This window comes from Pseudomonas sp. GL_103 (genome assembly GCF_057835175.1).
In genome coordinates this window covers 4,665,559-4,687,930 of the sequence record NZ_CM174420.1, presented here as the reverse complement: position 1 = coordinate 4,687,930, position 22,372 = coordinate 4,665,559, and the positions used below count along the sequence as shown (strand labels likewise).

Sequence of the window (22,372 nt, the reverse complement as noted above, 5' to 3'; positions counted from 1 at the left end):
GTTATATGCACGCCAGACCACGGCCGAATCGCCCCGTGAGGGCGACTTCGGCTGCTGTATCGACTACTTGCCCCGGATCAGACGCCGCAGGGCAAACCGGTTGGGGTGACAGGCCTCGGCCACGCTTCTGGGCAATGGCAGGGGTTCGTTGTCCAGCCAGGCTGCCAGCAGCTCTCCGGACAGCGGCGCGGTGATCAGGCCGCGCGAGCCGTGACCGCTGTTGATGTACAACCCGTCAAGCCATGGGCATTCGACGTCCGGCACCTGACGGGCGTCCTTGCCCAGCGCTGCATACGCCTGAGTGAACGCCTGGGTGTCGGCCAGCGGGCCGACGATTGGCAAGTAGTCGGGGCTGGTGCAGCGAAAGGCAGCGCGACCCTGGAGACTTTCAGGCGCAAGTTTATCGGCCTGTAAACGCTCGACCAGATCGTGGGAAATTTCTTCGAGCATGGCCAGGTTGCCCTGGTGTTCTGCCGTAGTCGGCGTCAGGTCATCGCTCTTGAAATCGAAACTGGCCCCCAGAGTGTGTTCGCCCAAACGGGCGGGGGCGACATAGCCTTCGGCACATACCACGGTGCTCAGGGCCTGGCTTTGCGGGGTTTGCGCCAGGCGGGTGATTTGCCCGCGAATGCGCTTGAGCGGCAACTCGGCACTCTCGGGGAAACGCCGGATTTCGGCGGCCCCGGCGAGCACCACCACGGGGGCGTCGGCAAGCAATCGCTCGCCATCCCAGGCTTGCCAACGGCCTTCAACCTTGCGCAGTTCCAGCGCATCGTGATGGGTGAGCAATTGAATCTGTGGATGCGCAGCCTGCCACTGGCACAGCGCCGGTGGGTGGACCCAGCCGCCTTCGGGATAGAACAGGCCCCCCTGTGCCAGCCCGATACCGGCCACGGCCTCTGCCTCGGATTGATCCAGCAGGTGCAGCAAGTCCGCTGGAAACGCCGCGGCCAATTGCACCTGGCGTTCGGCTTCCTTGGCGTTGAAAGCCAGTTGCAACACACCGCAATCGTCCCAGTCGCGGCCCCGTTGCAAGTGTTCGAGCAGGCGTCGGGTGTAGCCGAATCCGCTGACGATCATTTGCGACAGCGCCGTGCCATGGGCGGATAACTTCAGGTAGAGCACGCCCTGCGGGTTGCCCGAGGCTTCCCGGGCGATGTCGTCGTGGCGCTCCAGCACTGTCACTTGCCAGCCCCGCGCGGCGAGGCTGGCGGCGCTGGCACAACCGGCCAGACCGGCACCGATTACCAGTGCCTGGCGCTCGCCGGTCAGCGCTGCCGGGCGGGCGAACCAGGGTTTATCCAGGGCCGGGGCCGGCGTTTCCTGGGGCCAGCCGAGGAACTCACCGCGCAGGATCTCCCATTTGTGGCCGATGCCGGGGGTGCGTTTCATCTTGAAGCCGGCGGCGTTGAGCAGGCGCCGCACCCACCCGGTGCTGGTGAAGGTGCTGATGGATGCACCGGGAGCGGCCAGGCGCGCCAGCTCGGCAAACAGTTCGGCGGTCCACATGTCGGGGTTCTTCGCCGGAGCGAAACCGTCGAGGAACCAGGCGTCGATTCGGGCATCGAGTTGCGGCAGTTGCTCCAGTGCATCGCCGATCAGCAGCGTCAGGGTCACGCGGCCGTGGTCCAGCGTCAGGCGCTGAAAGCCCTGGTGGATGGCCACGTATTGCTCAAGCAGTTGATCGGCAAACACCTTGAGTTCCGGCCACAGCGCCAGGGCCCGTTGCAAGTCGTCGGGGCTCAACGGGTACTTCTCGACGCTGACAAAATGCAGACGCGCACCGGCCGCCGCGTGTTGCTCGAACACCTGCCAGGCGCACAGGAAATTCAGCCCGGTGCCGAACCCCGTTTCCCCGATGACCAGCCGCCCGCCCTCGGGCAAGGCCGCAAAGCGCTCGGCCAAACGGTTCTGTTCGATAAAGACATAGCGGGTTTCGTCCAGCCCCGACTGGTCGGAGAAATACACATCGTCGAACACTCGCGAATACGGGCGACCTTGGTCGTCCCAGTCGAGCTGGGCGTGGGTCAATACAGGTTTCATGGCAGGCTCGGCAACGGCAAGGCCGCCATTCTAGCTGATCGACGGCGTGGTGCTTGATCCGTGGCAAGGCATGCATTGGCCGAGACCGGGAGAATCTCTGCTGGCCTTCAGTTCAATCCGCTAGTCTTGCTCACATCTGGAAGGGAGCCGCTCATGTTTGAATCTGCCGAAATCGATCACGCCATCGACAAAGAAACCTACGACGCCGAAATCCCGGCCCTGCGCGAAGCGTTGCTCGAAGCGCAATTTGAGTTGCAGCAGCAACGCCGCTTCCCGGTGATCATTTTGATCAATGGCATCGAAGGTGCGGGCAAGGGTGAGACGATCAAGGTGCTCAACGAGTGGATGGACCCGCGCTTGATCGAGGTCCGCACCTTCGATCAGCAAACCGACGAAGAACTGGCGCGACCGCCGGCCTGGCGGTACTGGCGGATGCTCCCGGCCAAGGGGCGCATGGGGATTTTCTTCGGCAACTGGTACAGCCAGATGCTGCAGGGACGGGTCCATGGCGAGTTCAAGGATCCGCGACTGGACCAGGCGATCAATGCCGCCGAGCGCCTGGAAAAGATGCTCTGCGATGAAGGTGCGCTGATCTTCAAGTTCTGGTTTCACCTCTCCAAGAAGCAAATGAAGGCACGCCTCAAGGCGCTGGCCGACGACCCGCTGCACAGCTGGCGCATCAGCCCGCTGGACTGGCAGCAGTCGCAAACCTACGACAGGTTCGTGAAGTATGGCGAGCGGGTGTTGCGCCGCACCAGCCGCGACTATGCACCCTGGCATGTGATCGCCGGGGCGGATGCGCATTATCGGAGCCTGGCCGTGGGGCGGATTCTGCTGGCGGGCCTGCAGGGCGCATTGAAGCGACCGACGATCCATCCGGAAAAGGTCAGCGCCGCGCCAGTGTTCCCCAGTGTCGATCAAGTGAACCTGATCGACAGCCTGGACCTGACCCTGCACCTGGACAAGGATGATTACGAAGAACAGCTGATCACCGAGCAGGCGCGGTTTTCCGGATTGATGCGTGACAAACGCATGCGCCGCCACGCGCTGGTGGCGGTGTTCGAAGGCAACGACGCGGCCGGCAAGGGCGGGGCGATCCGCCGGGTAGCGGCAGCGCTTGATCCGCGCCAGTACAGCATCGTGCCGATTGCTGCGCCCACCGAGGAAGAACGGGCGCAACCGTATCTGTGGCGTTTCTGGCGGCACTTGCCGGCCCGGGGCAAGTTCACCGTGTTCGACCGCTCCTGGTATGGCCGGGTGCTGGTGGAGCGCATCGAAGGTTTTTGCAGCCCGGCAGACTGGCTGCGTGCCTACGGTGAAATCAACGATTTCGAAGAACAGCTCACCGACGCCGGTGTGATCGTGGTCAAGTTCTGGCTGTCCATCGACAAACAGACGCAACTGGAGCGTTTCGAGGAGCGCGAGAAGATTCCCTTCAAGCGCTTCAAGATCACTGAAGACGACTGGCGCAACCGTGAAAAATGGGACGACTATCGCGCGGCGGTCGGCGACATGGTCGACCGTACCAGCACCGAGATTGCGCCATGGACCCTGGTGGAAGCCAACGACAAGCGCTGGGCACGGGTCAAAGTCTTGCGCACCATCAACCGGGCACTGGAAGAAGCGTTCGAAAAATCCGACCAGCATGAACGCAAGCGTAAGGACAAGAATTGAGGCGATGGTTACGCATACGCGAGGTGAATGATCGTCGCGGTCGGTGAAGCGCTGGACTTATGCTCGGTCCACTCTCAACCGACAACAACAATGAGGTATGTCATGCGTGAAGTGGTGATCGTCGACAGCGTGCGGACCGGCCTGGCCAAATCCTTTCGCGGTAAATTCAACATGACCCGCCCGGACGACATGGCGGCACACTGTGTCGATGCACTGTTGGCGCGCACCGGTATCGATCCGGCGAGCGTCGAGGACTGCATCGTCGGCGCCGGCTCCAACGAGGGTGCCCAGGGTTTCAATATCGGTCGCAATGTCGCGGTGCTGTCGCGCCTGGGTATCGGCACGGCCGGCATGACCCTCAACCGGTTCTGTTCCTCGGGCTTGCAGGCGATCGCCATTGCCGCCAACCAGATCGCTTCGGGTTGCAGCGACATCATCGTCGCCGGTGGCGTCGAGTCCATCAGCCTGACCATGAAAAGCGTCAACACCGACAACCTGATCAACCCGTTGCTCAAGGAACAGGTGCCGGGCATCTACTTCCCGATGGGCCAGACTGCTGAAATCGTCGCGCGTCGGTACAGCGTCAGCCGCCACGAGCAGGACCTGTACGCGCTGCAAAGCCAGCAGCGCACCGCAGAGGCTCAGGCCGCCGGGCTGTTCAATGATGAAATCGTGCCGATGGCGGTGAAGTATCGCGTCGAAGACAAGGCCACAGGTCAGGCACAGATCCTCGACGGCATCGTCGACCGCGATGACTGCAACCGCCCGGACACCACCCTGGAAAGCCTGGCCGGGTTGAAACCGGTGTTCGCCGAAGATGGCTCGGTCACGGCGGGCAACTCTTCGCAGCTGTCTGACGGTGCGTCCATGACCCTGGTGATGAGCCTGGAGAAAGCACTGGAACTGGGGCTCAGGCCGAAAGCGTTCTTCCGCGGTTTTACCGTGGCCGGTTGCGCGCCGGACGAGATGGGCATCGGCCCGGTGTTTTCGGTACCGAAACTGCTCAAGGCCAAAGGCTTGCAGATTGACGACATCGACCTGTGGGAACTCAACGAAGCGTTCGCCTCGCAGTGCCTGTACAGCCGCAACTGCCTGGAAATCGACAACGCCCGGTACAACGTCAACGGCGGCTCGATCTCCATCGGTCACCCGTTCGGCATGACCGGCTCGCGACAGGTCGGGCATCTCGTTCGTGAGTTGCAGCGACGCAATCTGCGGTACGGCATCGTCACCATGTGCGTGGGTGGCGGGATGGGGGCAACCGGGCTGTTTGAAGCGGTGCGTTAATTTTCATTGTTTTGTGTGACTTTTCAGATCGCATTCGCGAGCAAGCCCGCTCCCACATTCAACCGTATATACCTTGAGTACTCGGTCAAATGTGGGAGCGGGCTTGCTCGCGAATGCAGACGACGCGGTTTACCGGCTCATCCATAGCCCCCTCAAAGATTACGACCCGCACAGTTTCATTCGCGGCCAGACTGAAACTGTGCCTGTGTACGTCACGGCCGCGGGCCTAGAATGACGGCTCCTGTCAGTTGGCGTTGGGGTTCACATGCACATTTCATCGGGTCGCTGGGGTTACGGTCTGTTCCTGGCCTTGTTGACCGCGTTGTTGTGGGGAATCCTGCCGATCAAGCTCAAACAAGTGTTGCTGGTAATGGACCCGGTGACGGTGACCTGGTTTCGCCTGCTGGTGTCCGGCGGCTGCCTGTTCATTTACCTGGCGGCCACCAGGCGTCTGCCCAGCCGCAAAGTGCTCGGTCCTCGTGGCGGCTGGCTGGTGCTGATGGCGGTGCTCGGCCTGGTCGGCAACTATGTGTTGTATCTGATGGGCCTGAACCTGCTCAGCCCCGGCACCGCGCAACTGGTGGTGCAGATGGGCCCGATCATGCTGCTGATCGCCAGTCTGTTTGTGTTCAAGGAGCGTTTCAGCCTGGGGCAGGGGATTGGCCTGCTGGTGCTGCTGATCGGCTTTGCGTTGTTTTTCAATCAGCGCTTGAGTGAGTTGCTCACGTCGCTGACCGACTACACCGCCGGCGTGCTGCTGGTGCTGCTGGCGTCCACGGTCTGGACCTTCTATGCCCTGGGGCAGAAGCAATTGCTGACGGTGTGGAATTCGCTGCAGGTGATGATGGTGATCTACCTGTTCTGCGCGGCGCTGTTGACGCCGTGGGTGCATCCGCTCGAAGCGTTGCAATTGAACCCGTTACAGGGTTGGTTGCTGCTGGCGTGCTGTCTCAACACCCTGATTGCCTATGGCGCGTTTGCCGAGGCCCTGGCCCATTGGGAAGCCTCCCGGGTCAGCGCGACGCTGGCCATCACGCCGTTGGTGACCTTTGCCGCGGTTGCCATGGCTGCGTGGCTGTGGCCCGACTATGTGCATGCCGAGACGATCAATGGTCTGGGTTATGGCGGCGCGGTGCTGGTGGTGCTGGGGTCGGCACTGGTGGCGTTGGGGCCTTCGTTGATTGCCGGGCTGAAGGCGCGGAAGTTACGGATGGCCTGAAGATCAAAAGATCGCAGCCTGCGGCAGCTCCTACATGTAAATGCCTATCCCTGTAGGAGCTGCCGCAGGCTGCGATCTTTTCGCTTCACTGCAAATCTCAGCCCTTGGCCCCAGCCTCCAGCATATTCTCCGGCCTCACCCACGCATCGAACTCTTCGTCAGTCAGATACCCGAGCTGCAACGCCGCCTCGCGCAAGGTCAGGCCTTCGCTATAGGCCTTCTTGGCGATCTCCGCCGATTTGTCATAGCCAATGTGCGGGTTGAGCGCCGTAACCAGCATCAGACCGCGCTCCAGGTGTTCAGCCATTTTTTCCGCATCCGGCTCCAGACCGGCCACGCAGTGCTGCTGGAAGTTGCTGCAGCCATCAGCCAGCAAACGGATCGATTGCAGCAGGTTATGGATGATCACCGGTTTGAACACGTTCAACTGCAAGTGGCCCTGACTGGCGGCAAAACCGATGGCGACGTCGTTGCCCAACACCTGGCAGGCCAGCATCGACAGTGCTTCGCACTGGGTCGGGTTGACCTTGCCCGGCATGATCGAACTCCCCGGTTCATTGGCCGGCAGCCTGACTTCGGCGAAGCCGGCGCGCGGGCCGGAACCCAGCAGGCGCAGATCGTTGGCGATTTTCATCAGCGTCACGGCGAGGGTTTTCAGCGCGCCGGACAGCGTGGTCAGCGGCTCATGACCGGCCAGTGCGGCGAACTTGTTCGGCGCGGTGATGAACGGCAATCCGGAGAGGGCGGCCAATTCTGCGGCGATGGCCTCACCGAAGCCGTGGGGTGAATTCAGCCCGGTGCCGACGGCCGTTCCGCCCTGGGCCAGCTCGCAGACCGCGGGCAGCGCGCTGCGGATCGCCCGCTCGGCGTAATCGAGTTGCGCGATAAAGGCCGAGATTTCCTGGCCGAAGCTGATCGGTGTCGCATCCATCATGTGCGTACGGCCGGTCTTGACCAGTTTCATATGGCGGGCGGCCAGTTCGGCCAGCCCGCCGGACAGTTCGCTGATCGCCGGCAGCAAGTGCTGTTGCACCGCCTGGACGGCGGCGATGTGCATGGCGGTGGGGAAGCAGTCGTTGGAGCTCTGGGAGCGATTGACGTGATCGTTGGGGTGCACCGGGGACTTGCCGCCACGGGGGTTGCCGGCCAGCTCGTTGGCGCGACCGGCGATCACTTCGTTGACGTTCATGTTGCTCTGGGTACCGCTGCCGGTTTGCCAGACCACCAGCGGAAACTGGTCGTCGTGGTCGCCGGCGAGCACTTCGTCGGCCGCCTGCTCGATCAGGCGCGCGATATCGGCGGGCACGTCGCCGTTGCGATCATTGACCCGTGCCGCGGCTTTCTTGATCAGCGCCAGGGCATGCAACACGGCCAGCGGCATGCGTTCGTTGCCAATGGCGAAGTTGATCAGCGAGCGTTGCGTCTGAGCGCCCCAGTAGGCTTCATCCGGGACTTCAACCTGGCCGAGGCTGTCGGTTTCGATACGGCTCATCTTGCTCACTCCTGTAGGTCCGATTGCGCAGTTTAGGCCGTGATCGACGGCTGTGGTTCCATCAGTCTGAAATTGACCATTCAACCCCTCTAAATCAGGTGCGACAAGGCTTGGGGTTGAGCGACACACTTTTTTAGGCGCAGAATGGACGCCCTTGGGGTCTTACCTCGCCAGCTAGAAAAGGAAACTCGATGACTCGTCTTCGTGCCATCTGTACCGCCGTTGCTTTGGTCTGCGCCAGCGGCCAGGTTTTTGCCGACACCGCCAGCCATAACGCCAGTGCCGAGGCTTTCCTGACCATGGCGCACGCTGACAAACTGGGCACCCCGGTGTACATGCAAGTACAGCAGATGTTTGCCCAGCGTTTCGAACAGACCAAAGCCCCTGAGTCGAAAAAAGCCGTGCTGGAAACCTACCAGGCCAAGGCCAACGCCGCTTTGGACCAGGCCATTGGCTGGAACAAGCTGAAACCGGACATGGTCAAGCTCTACACCACCAACTTCACCGAATCCGAGCTCAAGGACCTGGTTGCGTTCTACCAGTCCCCACTGGGCAAGAAAGTCCTGGAAAAAATGCCTCAGCTGACCCAGCAATCGGCCCAGATGACCCAGGCCAAGCTGGAAAGCGCGGTGCCTGTGGTCAACAAGCTGCTGGCTGACATGACCGCCGAGCTGACGCCGAAAGACGCGGCCGCGCCAGCCAAGAAAAAGCCTTAAACGGAGTTCGGTATGACCATGCAACAACGCATCGAATCGACGCTGGCCCTGCTTCAGCCCGAGCATCTGCAAGTGCTGGATGAAAGCCACATGCACAGCCGTGGGCTGCAAACCCATTTCAAGGCTGTGGTGGTCAGCGCGCAGTTCGAAGGCCTGAACCGGGTCAAGCGCCACCAGAAGGTCTACGGCACGCTCGGCGAGCTGATGGGTGAGTTCCATGCGTTGGCGCTGCATACCTACACGCCGGAGGAATGGGCACAGATCGACGCGGCCCCTGCCTCGCCGACCTGTGCCGGCGGCAGCAAGCATTAAGCTCAAAAGATCGCAGCCTGCGGCAGCTCCTACAGGAATACGCACTCCCATGTAGGAGCTGCCGCAGGCTGCGATCTTTTTTGTTAGAATGCCCAACGCGCCGCTAACCCGGCGCGTTTTTTTTCGCATCCGGTTCACCCCTTACGAGGGTAGCCACCTGGAGATTTACCCATGACACAACAGATTGTCGTGGCGGCACTGTATAAGTTCGTCACCCTGGAAGATTACGTCGCCCTGCGCGAGCCCCTGCTGCAAGCGATGGTCGACAACGGCATCAAAGGCACCCTGCTGATTGCCGAAGAAGGCATCAACGGCACCGTGTCCGGCAGCCGCGAAGGCATCGACGGGCTGATGGCCTGGCTCAAGAACGACCCGCGCATGGACGACATCGACCATAAAGAGTCGTACTGCGATGAACAGCCGTTCTACCGCACCAAGGTCAAACTCAAGAAAGAAATCGTCACCCTCGGCGTGGAAGGCGTGGACCCGAACAAAAAGGTCGGCACCTACGTCGATCCACAGGACTGGAATGCGCTGATCAGCGACCCGCAAGTGCTGTTGATCGACACCCGTAACGATTACGAAGTCTCGATCGGTACCTTCGAAGGCGCCATCGACCCGAAAACCACCAGTTTTCGCGAATTTCCCGATTACATCAAAGCCAACTTCGACCCGGCCGTGCACAAGAAGGTCGCGATGTTCTGCACCGGCGGCATCCGCTGCGAGAAGGCCTCGAGCTACATGCTCAGCGAGGGCTACGGTGAGGTTTTTCACCTCAAGGGTGGCATCCTGAAGTACCTCGAAGAGGTGCCGCAGGAAGAAACCAAGTGGCAGGGCGACTGCTTTGTGTTCGACAACCGCGTGACCGTTCGTCACGACCTGAGCGAAGGCGACTACGATCAATGTCATGCCTGCCGCACGCCGGTGAGCGTGGAAGACCGCGCGTCCGAGCATTACGTGGCCGGCATCAGTTGCCCGCATTGCTGGGATAAGCTGAGCGAGAAGACCCGTCGCAGTGCGATCGACCGGCAGAAGCAGATCGAACTGGCCAAGGCTCGTAACCAGCCTCACCCGATCGGCTTCAACTACAAGCAAGCATCCTCCGAGGCCTGAACCATGTCTGCGCGCCTGCTCTATGTGATGGACCCGATGTGTTCCTGGTGCTGGGGGTTTGCCCCGGTGGCCAACGCACTGGTCGAGCAGGCGCAAGCCGCGGGTGTGGATGTGCATCTGATCGTGGGTGGTTTGCGCACCGGTAGCGGTGCGGCGCTGGAGCCGACCACCCGCCGCTACATCCTTGAACACTGGCAGGCGGTCACCGAGGCCACCGGCCAGCCCTTCGAGTTCGAGGGCGCGTTGCCCGATGGCTTTGTCTACGACACCGAGCCTGCCTGTCGGGCGCTGGTGACGGCGCGCGCACTGGCGCCGGATTGTGCCTGGACGCTGCTCGGGCTGATCCAGCATGCGTTTTATGTCGAAGGCCGGGATGTCACCCGCGCCAGCGTGCTGGTGGAACTGGCCGAGCAAGCCGGCGTGCCGCGCATCGAGTTCGCCGCCGCTTTCGACCGTGCCGACATGCACACTGCGACTGATGCCGATTTCACCTGGGTCCAGGACCTGGGCATTGCCGGTTTCCCCACTCTGCTGGCCGAGCGTAACGGCCAACTGGCGTTGTTGACCAATGGCTATCAGCCGTTGAGCGAGTTGTCCCCGCTGCTCGGCCGCTGGCTGGAGCGTGCTGCCTGTGCATGACCTGCCTGATGATGTCGCCCCCGCTAGACGTGTCGACCGTCTGAGCTGGGCGGAAATCCGCCGCCTGACCCTGCATCACAAGAAGTCCCTGTGGATCGCCAACGGCGTGGCCGTGCTGGCGACCTTGTGCAGCGTGCCGATTCCCTTGCTCCTGCCATTGCTGGTGGACGAGGTGTTGCTGGGGCATGGTGATGCCGCGCTGAAGATCATGAACCACGTGCTGCCCGAAGACTGGCAGAAGGCCGCGGGCTACATCGGCCTGATGCTGGTGGTGACCTTGACCCTGCGTTGTACGGCGTTGCTGTTCAACGTGGTGCAGGCGAAATTGTTCGCCGGGTTGGCCAAGGACATCGTCTACCGCATTCGCATACGCCTGATCGAGCGTCTCAAGCGTATCTCCCTGGGCGAATACGAAAGCCTGGGCAGCGGCACGGTGACCACACACCTGGTCACTGACCTGGACACGCTGGACAAGTTCGTCGGTGAAACCCTCAGCCGTTTCCTCGTGGCCATGCTGACCCTGGTCGGCACGGCGGGCATTCTGATGTGGATGCACTGGAAACTGGCATTGCTGATTCTGCTGTTCAACCCGCTGGTGATCTACGCCACGGTGCAGTTGGGCAAGCGGGTCAAGCACCTGAAGAAACTCGAGAACGACAGCACTTCGCGCTTTACCCAGGCGTTGACCGAAACGCTGGATGCCATCCAGGAAGTTCGCGCCGGCAACCGCCAGGGGTTTTTCCTCGGCCGCCTGGGGCAACGCGCACGGGACGTACGTGACTATGCGGTGAATTCGCAATGGAAAACCGATGCATCGAACCGGGCCAGCGGTTTGCTGTTCCAGTTCGGCATCGATATTTTCCGGGCCGCGGCGATGCTCACCGTGCTGTTTTCCGACCTTTCAATCGGCCAGATGCTCGCGGTGTTCAGCTACCTGTGGTTCATGATCGGTCCGGTTGAACAGCTGCTGAACCTGCAATATGCCTACTACGCTGCCGGCGGTGCGCTGTCGCGGATCAACGAGCTGCTGTCCCGAGCCGACGAGCCAGAATACCCGGGCGGCGTCGACCCATTTGTCGGTCGTGAGACGGTCGGGCTGGAAGTACAAGGGCTGAGCTTCGGTTACGGCGATGAACTGGTCCTGAACCAGATGAACCTGTCCATAGCCCCCGGCGAAAAGGTTGCGATCGTCGGCGCCAGTGGTGGCGGCAAGAGCACGCTGGTGCAACTGCTGCTGGGCTTGTACACGCCGTTGGCCGGAACCATTCGCTTCGGCGGTTCGACCCAGCAGGAGATCGGCCTGGAAACCGTGCGGGAAAATGTTGCGGTGGTCCTGCAGCATCCGGCGCTGTTCAACGACACCATTCGGGCCAACCTGACCATGGGCCGCGAGCGCAGTGACGAGGCCTGCTGGCAGGCACTGGAAATCGCCCAATTGCACGGCACGGTCCGGGATTTGCCCAATGGCCTGGACAGCATCGTCGGGCGCTCCGGGGTGCGGTTGTCCGGCGGGCAACGTCAACGCCTGGCCATTGCCCGGATGGTACTGGCCGAGCCCAAGGTGGTGATCCTCGACGAAGCCACCTCCGCGCTGGACGCCGCCACCGAATACAACCTGCATCAGGCTTTGGCGCGGTTTCTGAGCAACCGCACCACCTTGATCATCGCCCACCGTCTTTCGGCGGTAAAACAGGCCGACCGCGTGCTGGTGTTCGACGGCGGGCAGATTGCCGAGGACGGCGATCATCAGCAACTGATTGCCGACGGTGGTCTGTACGCCAAGCTTTACGGTCATTTGCAACGGTTGTAGCGAGATGACATCAAGGTTGCGGGGCGCCACTTCAATACTATAAAAAACATCATCGCGACCGAGTTCAGTGGCCGCGATACTCCCTCCGGGCATAGCTTGTCGCTTGCCGGGATCGGAATCGCAACCTAGTCTAGCTAAAGCGATTTCGTCCGGAAGACGAGCAAGCAGTGCTAATGCAAGGGACCTCATGAATCAAACGCGGACTCTCGGAACGCCACGGTTGTTGGGCATCGTCTGGCCATTTATCGCCGTTGTGGTGTTTCAAGCCTTGCTGGGCGGCGTTAGCCTTTACGTGCTGTCGGCGGTTCGCGGCTATGTTGCCGGCGAAAGCCTGTGGTCCAAGGGCCAGAAAGACGCCATCTATTACCTCAACCTCTACGCCGACAGCGGCGACGAAGCGATTTTTCATAAATACCAGAACGCCATTTCCGTGCCTCAGGGCGGGCATGAGTTACGTGTGGCGCTCGATCATCGGCCGCCGAACATCGAGGCGGCACGTGTGGCGATCCTCAAGGGTGGCAACCATCCGGATGACATCACCAGTGTGATCTGGCTGTACCTGAATTTCCGGCACTTCAGTTACCACGAGAAAGCCATCGACCTTTGGAGGGTGGGTGACGGGTATCTGGTGCAACTCGATGCCATTGCGCAGGAGATGCACCAGCGCATCACTACCAGGCAGGCCACCGATGCCGATATCAAGCGCTGGAAGGATCAGATATTCGTCATCAACGAAAGTGTGACACCGGCGGCGAAGGCCTTCAGCGATGCCTTGGGCGAAGGCTCGCGGATGATCCTGCGACTGTTGCTGGTGACCAACCTCGCCACCGCCCTGGGCTTGATTGCATTGGCCTTGATGCGCACCCATAAACTGCTAAAGCAGCGCCATGCCTTCGCCGATGCGTTGCAACTGGAGAAAGAACGGGCGCAGATCACCCTGCAATCGATTGGCGACGGAGTGATCACCACGGATGTTTCCGGTGCGATTGCCTACATGAATCCGGCGGCCGAGGCGTTGACCCACTGGAAGGCCGAGCAGGCGACAGGGTTGCCGCTGGCGGCGCTGTTCAACCTGCTGGACGAAAATGCCCAGACCGATGGCTTTACCCTGATCGAGCATATTCTCAGCGGCCAGCTCAGTGGCGGCAGTGAACACTCCAAATTGATTCAACGCCTGGACGGCAGCACGGTCTCGGTCACGCTGGTGGGCGCGCCAATCCGCAATGCCGGCAAAGTCAGCGGGACGGTGCTGGTGCTGCATGATATGACCCAGGAACGGCAATACATCGCCAACCTGTCGTGGCAGGCGACCCACGATGCCTTGACCGGCCTTGCCAACCGCCGCGAATTCGAATATCGCCTGGAGCAGGCGCTGCACAACCTGACCCGCTACTCGGGTCGCCATGCCCTGATGTTCCTCGATCTGGACCAGTTCAAGCTGGTCAACGATACCTCCGGCCACGCGGCGGGCGATGAGCTGTTGCGACACATCTGCGCGCTGTTGCAATCCGGGCTGCGCGAAGGCGACACCCTGGCGCGCCTGGGGGGCGACGAGTTCGGCATCCTGCTGGAAAACTGCGCACCGGAAGCGGCGGAGAAAATTGCCGAAAGCCTGCGCCAGACTGTGCAGAATCTGCATTTTGTCTGGAAGGGCCGGCCTTTCGTCACCACTGTCAGTATCGGGCTGGTCCATGTCGCGCAGAATCCGACAACGCTCGAAGCCTCGCTGCGTGCTGCCGACATGGCGTGCTACATGGCCAAGGAAAAGGGTCGCAACCGGGTCCAGGTCTATCATCCGGATGACTCGGAATTGTCCCTGCGCTTCGGCGAAATGGCCTGGGTGCAGCGTTTGCACATGGCGCTGGAGGAAGACCGCTTCTGCCTGTACGCCCAGGAAATTGTCCCCTTGGGTCATGTCGATCAGGACGGCGGACATATTGAAATTCTGCTGCGATTGCATGATGAAGCCGGGCGGATGATTTTGCCCGACAGCTTCATTCCGGCAGCCGAACGCTATGGCCTGATGAGCTCGCTTGATCGTTGGGTGGTGCAGAACGTGTTCAAGATCATCGCCCAATGCCGGGCCGAGCAAGGCAACGGGCCGCTGGCCATGTGTGCGATAAATCTGTCAGGCACGACGATCGGGGATGAGGCGTTCCTGGACTTCTTGCGCGAACAGTTTGTGACGTATTCGATTCCGCCTGAAATGATTTGTTTTGAAATTACTGAAACCAGTGCTATTTCAAATCTTGGCAGCGCCATTCGATTCATTAATGAACTCAAAGGCTTAGGCTGCCATTTTTCCCTGGACGATTTTTGTGCCGGAATGTCCTCGTTCGCGTACCTGAAACATTTGCCTGTAGACTTCCTGAAGATCGACGGGAGTTTCGTAAAGGATATGCTGGACGACCCGATTAACCGCGCCATGGTCGAAGTGATCAATCACATTGGCCATGTGATGGGTAAGCGCACGATTGCCGAGTTTGTCGAAACGCCCCAGATCGAGCAGGCATTGCTGGAGATCGGGGTAGATTACGCTCAAGGGTATGTGATTGAACGCCCGCAGTTGTTTACCTGCGATAGCTTGTTGAGTCGCCCTGCCAGGCCTCAGCCGCTGTTGTTCAAGGCGCCTGGCACGTTCCGTTGAAACTCCTGCCGGTCTGACAATCACAATCAAAAGGAGCTCGACAGTGATCGATACATTCAACCGAACCGGACCGCTCATGGAAGCTGCAAGTTACCCTGCCTGGGCCCAGCGCCTGATCCAGGATTGCAGCGAGAGCAAGCGCCGGGTTGTCGAACACGAACTGTACCAACGCATGCGAGACAACAAACTCAGTGCGAAGACCATGCGCCAGTACCTGATCGGTGGCTGGCCGGTGGTCGAACAGTTCGCGTTGTATATGGCACAAAACCTGACCAAGACCCGCTTTGCCCGTCATCCCGGCGAAGACATGGCCCGTCGCTGGCTGATGCGCAACATCCGCGTCGAACTGAACCACGCCGATTACTGGGTGCACTGGAGTCGCGCGCACGGTGTCAGCCTGGGAGAGCTGCAGGCGCAGCAGGTTCCCCCTGAGCTTCACGCCCTGAGCCATTGGTGCTGGCACACCAGTTCCGCCGACTCGCTGATCGTCGGGATTGCCGCCACCAACTACGCCATCGAAGGGGCGACCGGGGAATGGTCGGCAGTAGTGTGTTCCAACGGTATCTACGCCGCCTCGTTTCCCGAGGAAGATCGCAAGCGGGCGATGAAGTGGCTGAAGATGCATGCCCAGTACGACGATGCCCATCCATGGGAAGCCCTGGAGATCATCTGCACATTGGCCGGCACCAACCCCAGCAAATCCCTGCAGGTGGAGCTACGTCAGGCTGTTTGCAAGAGCTACGACTATATGTACCTGTTTCTCGAGCGTTGCATGCAAATGGAACACGCAGAGCGGGCACCGGTCGTGCGTGAGCGGATGGCATTGGCCGAAGGCTGATCCAGCTATTACGCAATAAAACTGTGGGAGCGGGCTTGCTCGCGAAGACGGGGTGTCATTCAGCTCAGATGTCAGCTGATACGCCGCCTTCGCGAGCAAGCCCGCTCCCACATTGGTTTGTGTCGTGGCTGAAAAATCAGCCCGCCATCTCCAGCCGGTTACGACCTTCGCGCTTGGCCACATACAGCGCGCTGTCTGCCCGTCGCAACAGGCTTTCGGCAGACTCGCCGGGCAACAGGGTCGAACAGCCGAGGCTGACCGTCAGCAGGATCCTGTGACCATCGGCCAGATACTCTTCAGACTGCGCTGCAAACCGCAGCCGCTCACCGACCATGGCCGCGGCCTCGCGACAGGTATTCGACAGCAGGATCAGGAACTCTTCACCGCCATAGCGGAACACCATGTCCACGTTGCGCAGCTGGTTTTTGATCGTGGCGGCGACCGCCTTGAGCACGTCATCGCCTGTGCTGTGGCCATGGGTGTCATTGACCAGCTTGAAATGGTCGATGTCCAGCATCAGCACCGACAGCGGTTGCAGATGGCGCCGGGACAGTTCGATTTCCCTTTGCAGCGTCTGGTCCATGGCGATGCGGTTACCGGCGCCCGTCAGCGGGTCGCGCAGTGCGCTTTGGGTGGCGGTACGGTAAAGCAGCGCATTGCGCATCGGGAAAAGCAGCGTGGCCAGCAGTGATTCGAGATGGCCCTGTTCCTGTTCGCTGAAACGCTGATTGCGACGGAAGATCAGCTCACCCAGGTGTTCGCCTTCGTGGCTGAGGCTGTAACTGATGGAGTGGTGGCCGCGCTGGCCGAACTCCAGGCGCAGGTCGCTGCTCTTGTGCAGGTAGCACAAGGCGTCCAACGGCACCAATCGCTGAATCTCGCGATAGAAAGTCCCAAGAATGCGTTGCGGCTCCAGACTGGTTTGCAACTGCAGGCTCAGTTGCTGGCGCAATTGCGCAAGGCTGACAGGTCTTTCCAGAAGGGGCGGTTGCTGACCAAAGCCCAGGCGCTGCAATTTGGCGCTATCGAAGTCAATTGCGTTGGTCTGGGAAGGTGGTTTCATAAGGCGTGCGCCCCTAAGCAGTAAGGCTGTCTTACAAGCTGGGTGAGAGCGGCTTAGGGCTGCGCGTCGTACTGGTCCGTCAGTCCCGTAGGACATTTCGTACAAGTTTAATCCGCTTTGTAGAAGATGAGTAATCTCTGCACTCAAGCTTCACCCCCGTCTGCTTTCACGTTACGTGTCTGAGCAAACTTAGAGCGAAAGTCGTGCCATTCGGTTCATCCGAATAAAAACTGTATTAAATCAAACGGTTGATGTTCATCTGCTACCTGTGTAGTGCAGGGAGTGACGTTTGTTTGACAGATGCCTGGTTCGAATCCGAGAGCCTTCGAGTGCCGCGACAGGAAGCTGGCGCGGCACCAGAAAGCGACGTACGGTCGTTACTGGGCGTTGAACGCCTGGCCATTGATACCAGTGCTGTCCGGGCCCATCAGGTAGAGGTAGACCGGCATGATCTCTTCGGGCGTCGGGTTGTTCAGTGGGTTTTCACCCGGGTAAGCCTGGGCGCGCATGCTGGTGCGGGTGGCACCCGGGTTGATGCTGTTGGAACGTACCGGGGCCACGGTATCGACTTCGTCAGCCAGGGTTTGCATCAGGCCTTCAGTGGCGAACTTGGAGACGCCGTAAGCGCCCCAGTACGCACGTCCCTTGCGACCGACGCTGCTGGAAGTGAACACCACCGAGGCATCCTGCGACAGCTTGAGCAGCGGCAGCAGTGTGCTGGTGAGCATGAACATGGCATTGACGTTGACTTGCATGACCCGCATGAAGTTTTCGCCGGAAAGCTGCTCGATCGGCGTACGCGGGCCGATGATCGAGGCATTGTGCAGCAGGCCGTCGAGATGCCCGAATTCGCTTTCGATCATCGCTGCCAGCTCATCGTATTGATGGGGCAGGGCGGTTTCGAGGTTGAAGGGGATGACTGCCGGTTGTGGATGGCCGGCGGCTTCGATTTCGTCGTAGACCTGGGTCAGGTTGGCTTCGGTCTTGCCCAGCAGCAGCACGGTTGCGCCGTGTGCCGCGTAGGTTTTTGCCGCTGCGGCGCCGATGCCGCGTCCTGCGCCGGTGACCAGAACGACCCGATCCTTGAGCAGTTCGGGGCGGGCGGAATAATCAAACATAAAAAACCTCAATCCATTACAAAGCTGGAAAAGATCGCAGCCTGCGGCAGCTCCTACGTCGATCGCGGTCCCCTGTAGGAGCTGCCGCAGGCTGCGATCTGTTGACTTTAATCAGCAACTGCAAAGCGCGCTATCAAGCACCTTGCGCAACTCCAGCGGATGATCGACCACCACGTCCGCACCCCAATGCCGCGGATTATCATCCGGGTGGATATAGCCGAAGGTCACCGCGGCAGTCTTGGTGCCGGCATCGCGGCCCGACTCGATGTCGCGCAGGTCATCGCCGACGAACAGCACGCTGGCCGGGTCCAGGTCGAGCATCTTGCAGGCCAGGATCAGTGGTTCCGGGTCCGGTTTGCTGTTCTTCACATGATCCGGGCAGATCAGCAGCGCCGAGCGTTCAGCCAGCCCCAGCTGTTGCATGATCGGCTCGGCGAAGCGCAGCGGCTTGTTGGTGACCACGCCCCAGATCAGGTTGGCCTTCTCGATGTCCGCCAGCAGTTCGCCCATGCCGTCGAACAGCTTGCTGTGGACGGCACAACCCACGAGGTAGCGTTCCAGGAACTCCAGGCGCAGTTCCTCGAACCCCGGCGATTCCGGGTCCATGGCGAAGGTCACTGCGACCATCGCCTTGGCGCCGCCGGAAATCTCGTCGCGAATGTGCTTGTCGTTCATCGGTGGCAAGCCACGGTCGGCACGCATCGCCTGGCAGATCGCAATGAAGTCCGGCGCGGTGTCGAGCAGGGTGCCGTCCATGTCGAAAAGAACTGCTCTGATTGGCATCGCCTTACTCCTCGCGCAGGGTCTGGATCATGTAGTTGACGTCCACGTCGGAGGCCAGTTTGTAGTGCTTGGTCAGCGGGTTGTAGGTCAGGCCGATGATGTCCTTGACGGTCAGGCCGGCCATGCGGCTCCAGGCGCCAAGTTCGGAAGGGCGGATGAATTTCTTGAAGTCGTGGGTGCCGCGCGGCAGCAACTTCATGATGTATTCGGCGCCGACGATGGCGAACAGGTACGCCTTCGGGTTGCGGTTGATGGTCGAGAAGAACACCTGGCCGCCGGGCTTGACCATACGGAAGCAGGCACGGATGACCGATGACGGGTCCGGCACGTGCTCAAGCATTTCCAGGCAGGTGACCACGTCGAACTGCTCGGGCATTTCCTCGGCCAGGGCTTCGGCGGTGATCTGCCGGTATTCGACGCTCACGCCCGACTCCAGTTGATGCAACTGCGCGACCGCCAACGGCGCTTCGCCCATGTCGATGCCCATCACGGTCGCGCCGCGCTGAGCCATGGCTTCGCTGAGGATGCCGCCGCCGCAACCGACGTCGAGGACCTTCTTGCCGGCCAGGTTGACGCGCTCGTCAATCCAGTTGACCCGCAGCGGGTTGATGTCGTGCAGCGGTTTGAATTCGCTTTCGCGGTCCCACCAGCGATGGGCCAGGGCCTCGAATTTGGCGATTTCGGCGTAGTCGACGTTGCTCATGGTTTAAGTCCTCTAAAACTTGAAAAATCCTGTTGCCCCGGATTGTGCTCCAGGGTGCTTACGATTCGGTGCGGCCGCTGATGCGCTGGCCCCAGGCCTTCGCGACAGTACTTAGCTGTTGTTCATCCAGGCGTGTCAGGCGACGGTCGTCGAGCAGCTGCTTGCCGGCAACCCAAAGGTGTTTCACGCAGTCCCGGCCGGTGGCGTATATAAGCTGCGAAACCGGGTCGTAGACCGGTTGCTGGGCCAGGCCGGAGAGATCGAAAGCCACCATGTCCGCCGCCTTGCCGATTTCCAATGAGCCGACTTCGGCCTCGATACCCAGCGCCCGGGCACCGTTTAGGGTGGCCATGCGCAAGGCACGATGGGCATCCAGCGCGGTGGCCGAGCCAGCGACAGCCTTGGCCAGCAGGGCCGCGGTGCGGGTTTCGCCGAGCAGGTCCAGGTCATTGTTGCTGGCCGCGCCGTCGGTGCCGACCGCAACATTGACCCCGGCCTGCCACAAACGCTCGACCGGGCAGAACCCACTGGCCAGCTTCAGGTTCGACTCCGGGCAATGAATCACATTGCTGTTGCTTTCTACCAGCAGCGCCAGGTCTTCTTCGCTGACCTGGGTCATGTGAACCGCCTGGAAGCGTGGCCCCAGCAAGCCCAGCCGCGCCAGTCGGGCCAGCGGTCGTTCACCGCGCTGCTCGACCGATTGCTGCACTTCAAACGCCGTTTCATGCACATGCATGTGGATCGAAGCGTCCAGTTCTTCGGCGATCACCCGGATTTTTTCCAGGTTTTCGTCGCCTACGGTGTAGGGTGCATGGGGGCCGAAGGTGACTTTGATGCGTTCGTGGTGCTTGAGATCGCCAAACAATTCGACGCCCTGACGAATGGCTTCGTCCGCTGTAGCGGCGCCCGGAATGGGGAAATCGAGGATCGGAATCGCGATCTGCGCGCGAATGCCGCTGTTGTGTACGCGCTCGCTGGCAACCTTCGGGAAGAAGTACATGTCAGAGAAACAGGTGATGCCGCCTTTGATTTGCTCGGCGATGGCCAGGTCCGTGCCGTCGCGCACGAAGTCCTCGTCGACCCACTTGGCTTCGGCGGGCCAGATGTGGTTTTCCAGCCAGGTCATCAATGGCAGGTCATCGGCCAGGCCACGGAACAGCGTCATCGCCGCGTGCCCGTGGGCATTGATCAGGCCGGGGCTGAGCAGCATGTCGGGCAATTCGCGGGTTTCGGTTGCGTTAAGCTTCAGTGCGGCGGAACGTGGGCCGATAAACACGATGCGTCCATCACGGATGCCCACGCCATGTTCCTTGAGGACAACACCAGCGGGTTCGACGGGTACCAGCCAGGTCGGCAGCAATAACAGGTCGAGCGCAGCGGCAGTGTTCGGCATCGAAGGTCGGTTCCAGTGCTTTTGTATAGGATGGCGAAGTATACCCGAGCGTCTTCGCGGGGGGATCGCTATAATCGGCGGCTTTTGTTCATGAGTGCGGGGTGAGGGATGCGCGATCGACTGTTGGCTGCGGAAAAGGTAAAGGCCATCGATTGGCGTGATGGCGCTCTCCATCTGCTGGATCAGCGTATTTTGCCGTTCGAGGAAACCTGGATTGCCTACACCAGTGCAGCGGGTGTGGCCGAGGCCATTCGCTCGATGGTGGTGCGCGGTGCTCCGGCGATTGGTATCAGTGCGGCTTATGGCATCGTACTGGCTGCCCGTGCCCGTATTGCCGAAGGTGGTGACTGGTACGCTGCACTGGAAGAGGATTTCATGCTGTTGGCCGATTCCCGTCCTACCGCCGTCAACCTGTTCTGGGCGCTGGGCCGCATGCACGACCGGCTTGATCGCCTGAAAGGCAATGCCGATCCGCTGGCGGTGCTGGAGGCCGAAGCCATTGCCATTCACGAAAGTGATCGCGAAGCCAACCTGACCATGGCGCAACTGGGTGTCGACCTGATCCGCAAGCATCAGGGCAACGCCCAGGCGATCCTGACCCACTGCAACACCGGCGCGCTGGCCACGGGCGGCTTTGGCACGGCGCTGGGGGTGATTCGTGGCGCTTTCATCGAGGGCATGGTCGAGCAGGTCTATGTCGACGAAACCCGCCCATGGCTGCAGGGCTCGCGGCTGACCGCGTGGGAACTGGCCAATGAAGGCATTCCCGTGACCCTCAATGTCGATTCCGCCGCGGCGCATATCATGAAGACCAAAGGCCCTACCTGGGTCATCGTCGGCGCTGACCGGATCACCGCCAATGGCGACGTGGCCAACAAGATCGGCACCTACCAACTGGCGGTCAACGCCATGCACCACGGCGTGCGCTTCATGGTGGTGGCGCCGAGTTCGACCATCGACATGAACCTGGCCAGTGGCGATGAGATCCCGATTGAAGAGCGTGATGGTCGCGAGTTGCTGGAGGTCGGCGGCAAGCGCGTTGGCGCTGATGTCCATGCCTTTAACCCGGTGTTTGACGTGACGCCGGCGGACCTGATCGATGCGATCGTCACCGAAAAAGGCATTGTCGAGCGCCCGGATACGGCGAAAATGGCGCAGTTGATGTGCCGTAAGCGTCTGCATTAATTATCTTTGGCGTCTATTCAAACGCTATCGCGGGCAAGCCTGCTCCCACAGTGATTGCGGTACGCACAAAACCTGTGGGAGCGAGCTTGCTCGCGATGGGGCCGTCAAACCTGATGAATCAGCCCGAATCAGCCACAAATTCTCCATTCAACACAGCTCTAAGCCCCTCTCGTCCCCTTCAAGCCTGTCACCGGTCAACTAACTACTCTCCATGCGCATCTGGGGGATAGGTGCGTGGCGGCTCTTGTGATAACATCCGGCGGTTTCCAGGGTTGCCCGAAGGGGCGACCCGTACTGCGCAGATCCATGGCATAACTCGTTGATTTGTCGTAAGTCG

The 22,372-nt window shown here is 60.7% G+C and carries 18 protein-coding genes; 11 read left to right on the top strand and 7 right to left on the bottom strand.

Features of this window, described 5'->3' with window-relative positions; translation table 11 throughout:
* Positions 1 to 63: 63 nt before the first annotated feature.
* Positions 64 to 2,043: a bifunctional tRNA (5-methylaminomethyl-2-thiouridine)(34)-methyltransferase MnmC2/FAD-dependent 5-carboxymethylaminomethyl-2-thiouridine(34) oxidoreductase MnmC1 gene (gene mnmC / locus AC3IP0_RS20925; protein ID WP_489325789.1), complete on the bottom strand. Its 1,980-nt coding sequence runs from the start codon at positions 2,041 to 2,043 to the stop codon at positions 64 to 66.
* Between the two features lie 153 nt (positions 2,044 to 2,196).
* Here mnmC and pap point away from each other — a divergent pair, with 153 nt between their 5' ends.
* The 3 genes from pap (at position 2,197) to AC3IP0_RS20910 (ending at position 6,223) form a co-directional block, all read left to right on the top strand.
* Positions 2,197 to 3,717, top strand: coding sequence for a polyphosphate:AMP phosphotransferase (pap, locus tag AC3IP0_RS20920; RefSeq protein ID WP_489316848.1), 1,521 nt, complete (start codon positions 2,197 to 2,199; stop codon positions 3,715 to 3,717).
* Between the two features lie 102 nt (positions 3,718 to 3,819).
* Complete coding sequence (locus tag AC3IP0_RS20915) at positions 3,820 to 5,004, top strand: thiolase family protein (protein WP_489316847.1); 1,185 nt, start codon at positions 3,820 to 3,822, stop codon at positions 5,002 to 5,004.
* A 265-nt stretch (positions 5,005 to 5,269) separates the two neighbouring features.
* Positions 5,270 to 6,223, top strand: a complete 954-nt coding sequence (locus tag AC3IP0_RS20910; protein ID WP_223541102.1) for a DMT family transporter — start codon at positions 5,270 to 5,272, stop codon at positions 6,221 to 6,223.
* Positions 6,224 to 6,320: 97 nt separating this feature from the next.
* On the opposite strand, the gene AC3IP0_RS20905 is transcribed toward AC3IP0_RS20910, so the two are convergent.
* Entirely contained in the window at positions 6,321 to 7,715 is a 1,395-nt protein-coding gene (locus AC3IP0_RS20905) for a class II fumarate hydratase (RefSeq protein WP_223502422.1), read from the bottom strand.
* Between the two features lie 191 nt (positions 7,716 to 7,906).
* On the opposite strand from AC3IP0_RS20905, the gene AC3IP0_RS20900 reads away from it, so the two are divergent.
* The 7 genes from AC3IP0_RS20900 (at position 7,907) to AC3IP0_RS20870 (ending at position 15,790) form a co-directional block, all read left to right on the top strand.
* A complete protein-coding gene (locus AC3IP0_RS20900) occupies positions 7,907 to 8,431 on the top strand; it encodes a DUF2059 domain-containing protein (RefSeq protein WP_046042584.1) in 525 nt (174 codons plus the stop codon).
* 12 nt (positions 8,432 to 8,443) lie between these two features.
* Positions 8,444 to 8,743, top strand: a complete 300-nt coding sequence (locus tag AC3IP0_RS20895; RefSeq protein WP_218427580.1) for a BolA family protein — start codon at positions 8,444 to 8,446, stop codon at positions 8,741 to 8,743.
* Between the two features lie 171 nt (positions 8,744 to 8,914).
* Entirely contained in the window at positions 8,915 to 9,856 is a 942-nt protein-coding gene (gene trhO / locus AC3IP0_RS20890; protein ID WP_489325787.1) for an oxygen-dependent tRNA uridine(34) hydroxylase TrhO, read from the top strand.
* A gap of 3 nt (positions 9,857 to 9,859) precedes the next feature.
* Complete coding sequence (locus tag AC3IP0_RS20885) at positions 9,860 to 10,495, top strand: DsbA family protein (RefSeq protein WP_489325786.1); 636 nt, start codon at positions 9,860 to 9,862, stop codon at positions 10,493 to 10,495.
* On the top strand, positions 10,488 to 12,305 hold the full coding sequence (locus AC3IP0_RS20880) for an ABC transporter ATP-binding protein (RefSeq protein WP_489316844.1): 1,818 nt from the start codon (positions 10,488 to 10,490) through the stop codon (positions 12,303 to 12,305). Before AC3IP0_RS20885 ends, AC3IP0_RS20880 begins: the two co-directional genes overlap by 8 nt.
* Positions 12,306 to 12,492: 187 nt before the next feature.
* On the top strand, positions 12,493 to 14,952 hold the full coding sequence (locus tag AC3IP0_RS20875; RefSeq protein ID WP_489325785.1) for an EAL domain-containing protein: 2,460 nt from the start codon (positions 12,493 to 12,495) through the stop codon (positions 14,950 to 14,952).
* Between the two features lie 76 nt (positions 14,953 to 15,028).
* On the top strand, positions 15,029 to 15,790 hold the full coding sequence (locus tag AC3IP0_RS20870; protein ID WP_489325784.1) for an iron-containing redox enzyme family protein: 762 nt from the start codon (positions 15,029 to 15,031) through the stop codon (positions 15,788 to 15,790).
* A gap of 136 nt (positions 15,791 to 15,926) precedes the next feature.
* On the opposite strand, the gene AC3IP0_RS20865 is transcribed toward AC3IP0_RS20870, so the two are convergent.
* From AC3IP0_RS20865 to AC3IP0_RS20845, 5 genes are all read right to left on the bottom strand, one after another.
* Positions 15,927 to 16,853 carry a GGDEF domain-containing protein gene (locus tag AC3IP0_RS20865; RefSeq protein WP_489316841.1) on the bottom strand — a complete coding sequence of 309 codons (927 nt, stop codon included), beginning with the start codon at positions 16,851 to 16,853 and terminating at the stop codon, positions 15,927 to 15,929.
* 377 nt (positions 16,854 to 17,230) lie between these two features.
* Positions 17,231 to 17,971 carry a YciK family oxidoreductase gene (locus tag AC3IP0_RS20860; protein ID WP_489325783.1) on the bottom strand — a complete coding sequence of 247 codons (741 nt, stop codon included), beginning with the start codon at positions 17,969 to 17,971 and terminating at the stop codon, positions 17,231 to 17,233.
* A gap of 111 nt (positions 17,972 to 18,082) precedes the next feature.
* Positions 18,083 to 18,754 carry an N-acetylmuramic acid 6-phosphate phosphatase MupP gene (gene mupP, locus AC3IP0_RS20855; RefSeq protein ID WP_056727168.1) on the bottom strand — a complete coding sequence of 224 codons (672 nt, stop codon included), beginning with the start codon at positions 18,752 to 18,754 and terminating at the stop codon, positions 18,083 to 18,085.
* A gap of 4 nt (positions 18,755 to 18,758) precedes the next feature.
* The gene (gene ubiG, locus AC3IP0_RS20850) at positions 18,759 to 19,457 is read right to left on the bottom strand and encodes a bifunctional 2-polyprenyl-6-hydroxyphenol methylase/3-demethylubiquinol 3-O-methyltransferase UbiG (RefSeq protein WP_033055822.1); all 699 of its coding nucleotides are present in this window, start codon (positions 19,455 to 19,457) and stop codon (positions 18,759 to 18,761) included.
* 58 nt (positions 19,458 to 19,515) lie between these two features.
* Complete coding sequence (locus AC3IP0_RS20845) at positions 19,516 to 20,850, bottom strand: TRZ/ATZ family hydrolase (RefSeq protein WP_489325781.1); 1,335 nt, start codon at positions 20,848 to 20,850, stop codon at positions 19,516 to 19,518.
* 108 nt (positions 20,851 to 20,958) lie between these two features.
* Here AC3IP0_RS20845 and mtnA point away from each other — a divergent pair, with 108 nt between their 5' ends.
* A complete protein-coding gene (mtnA, locus tag AC3IP0_RS20840) occupies positions 20,959 to 22,035 on the top strand; it encodes an S-methyl-5-thioribose-1-phosphate isomerase (protein WP_489316838.1) in 1,077 nt (358 codons plus the stop codon).
* Positions 22,036 to 22,372 lie beyond the last annotated feature (337 nt).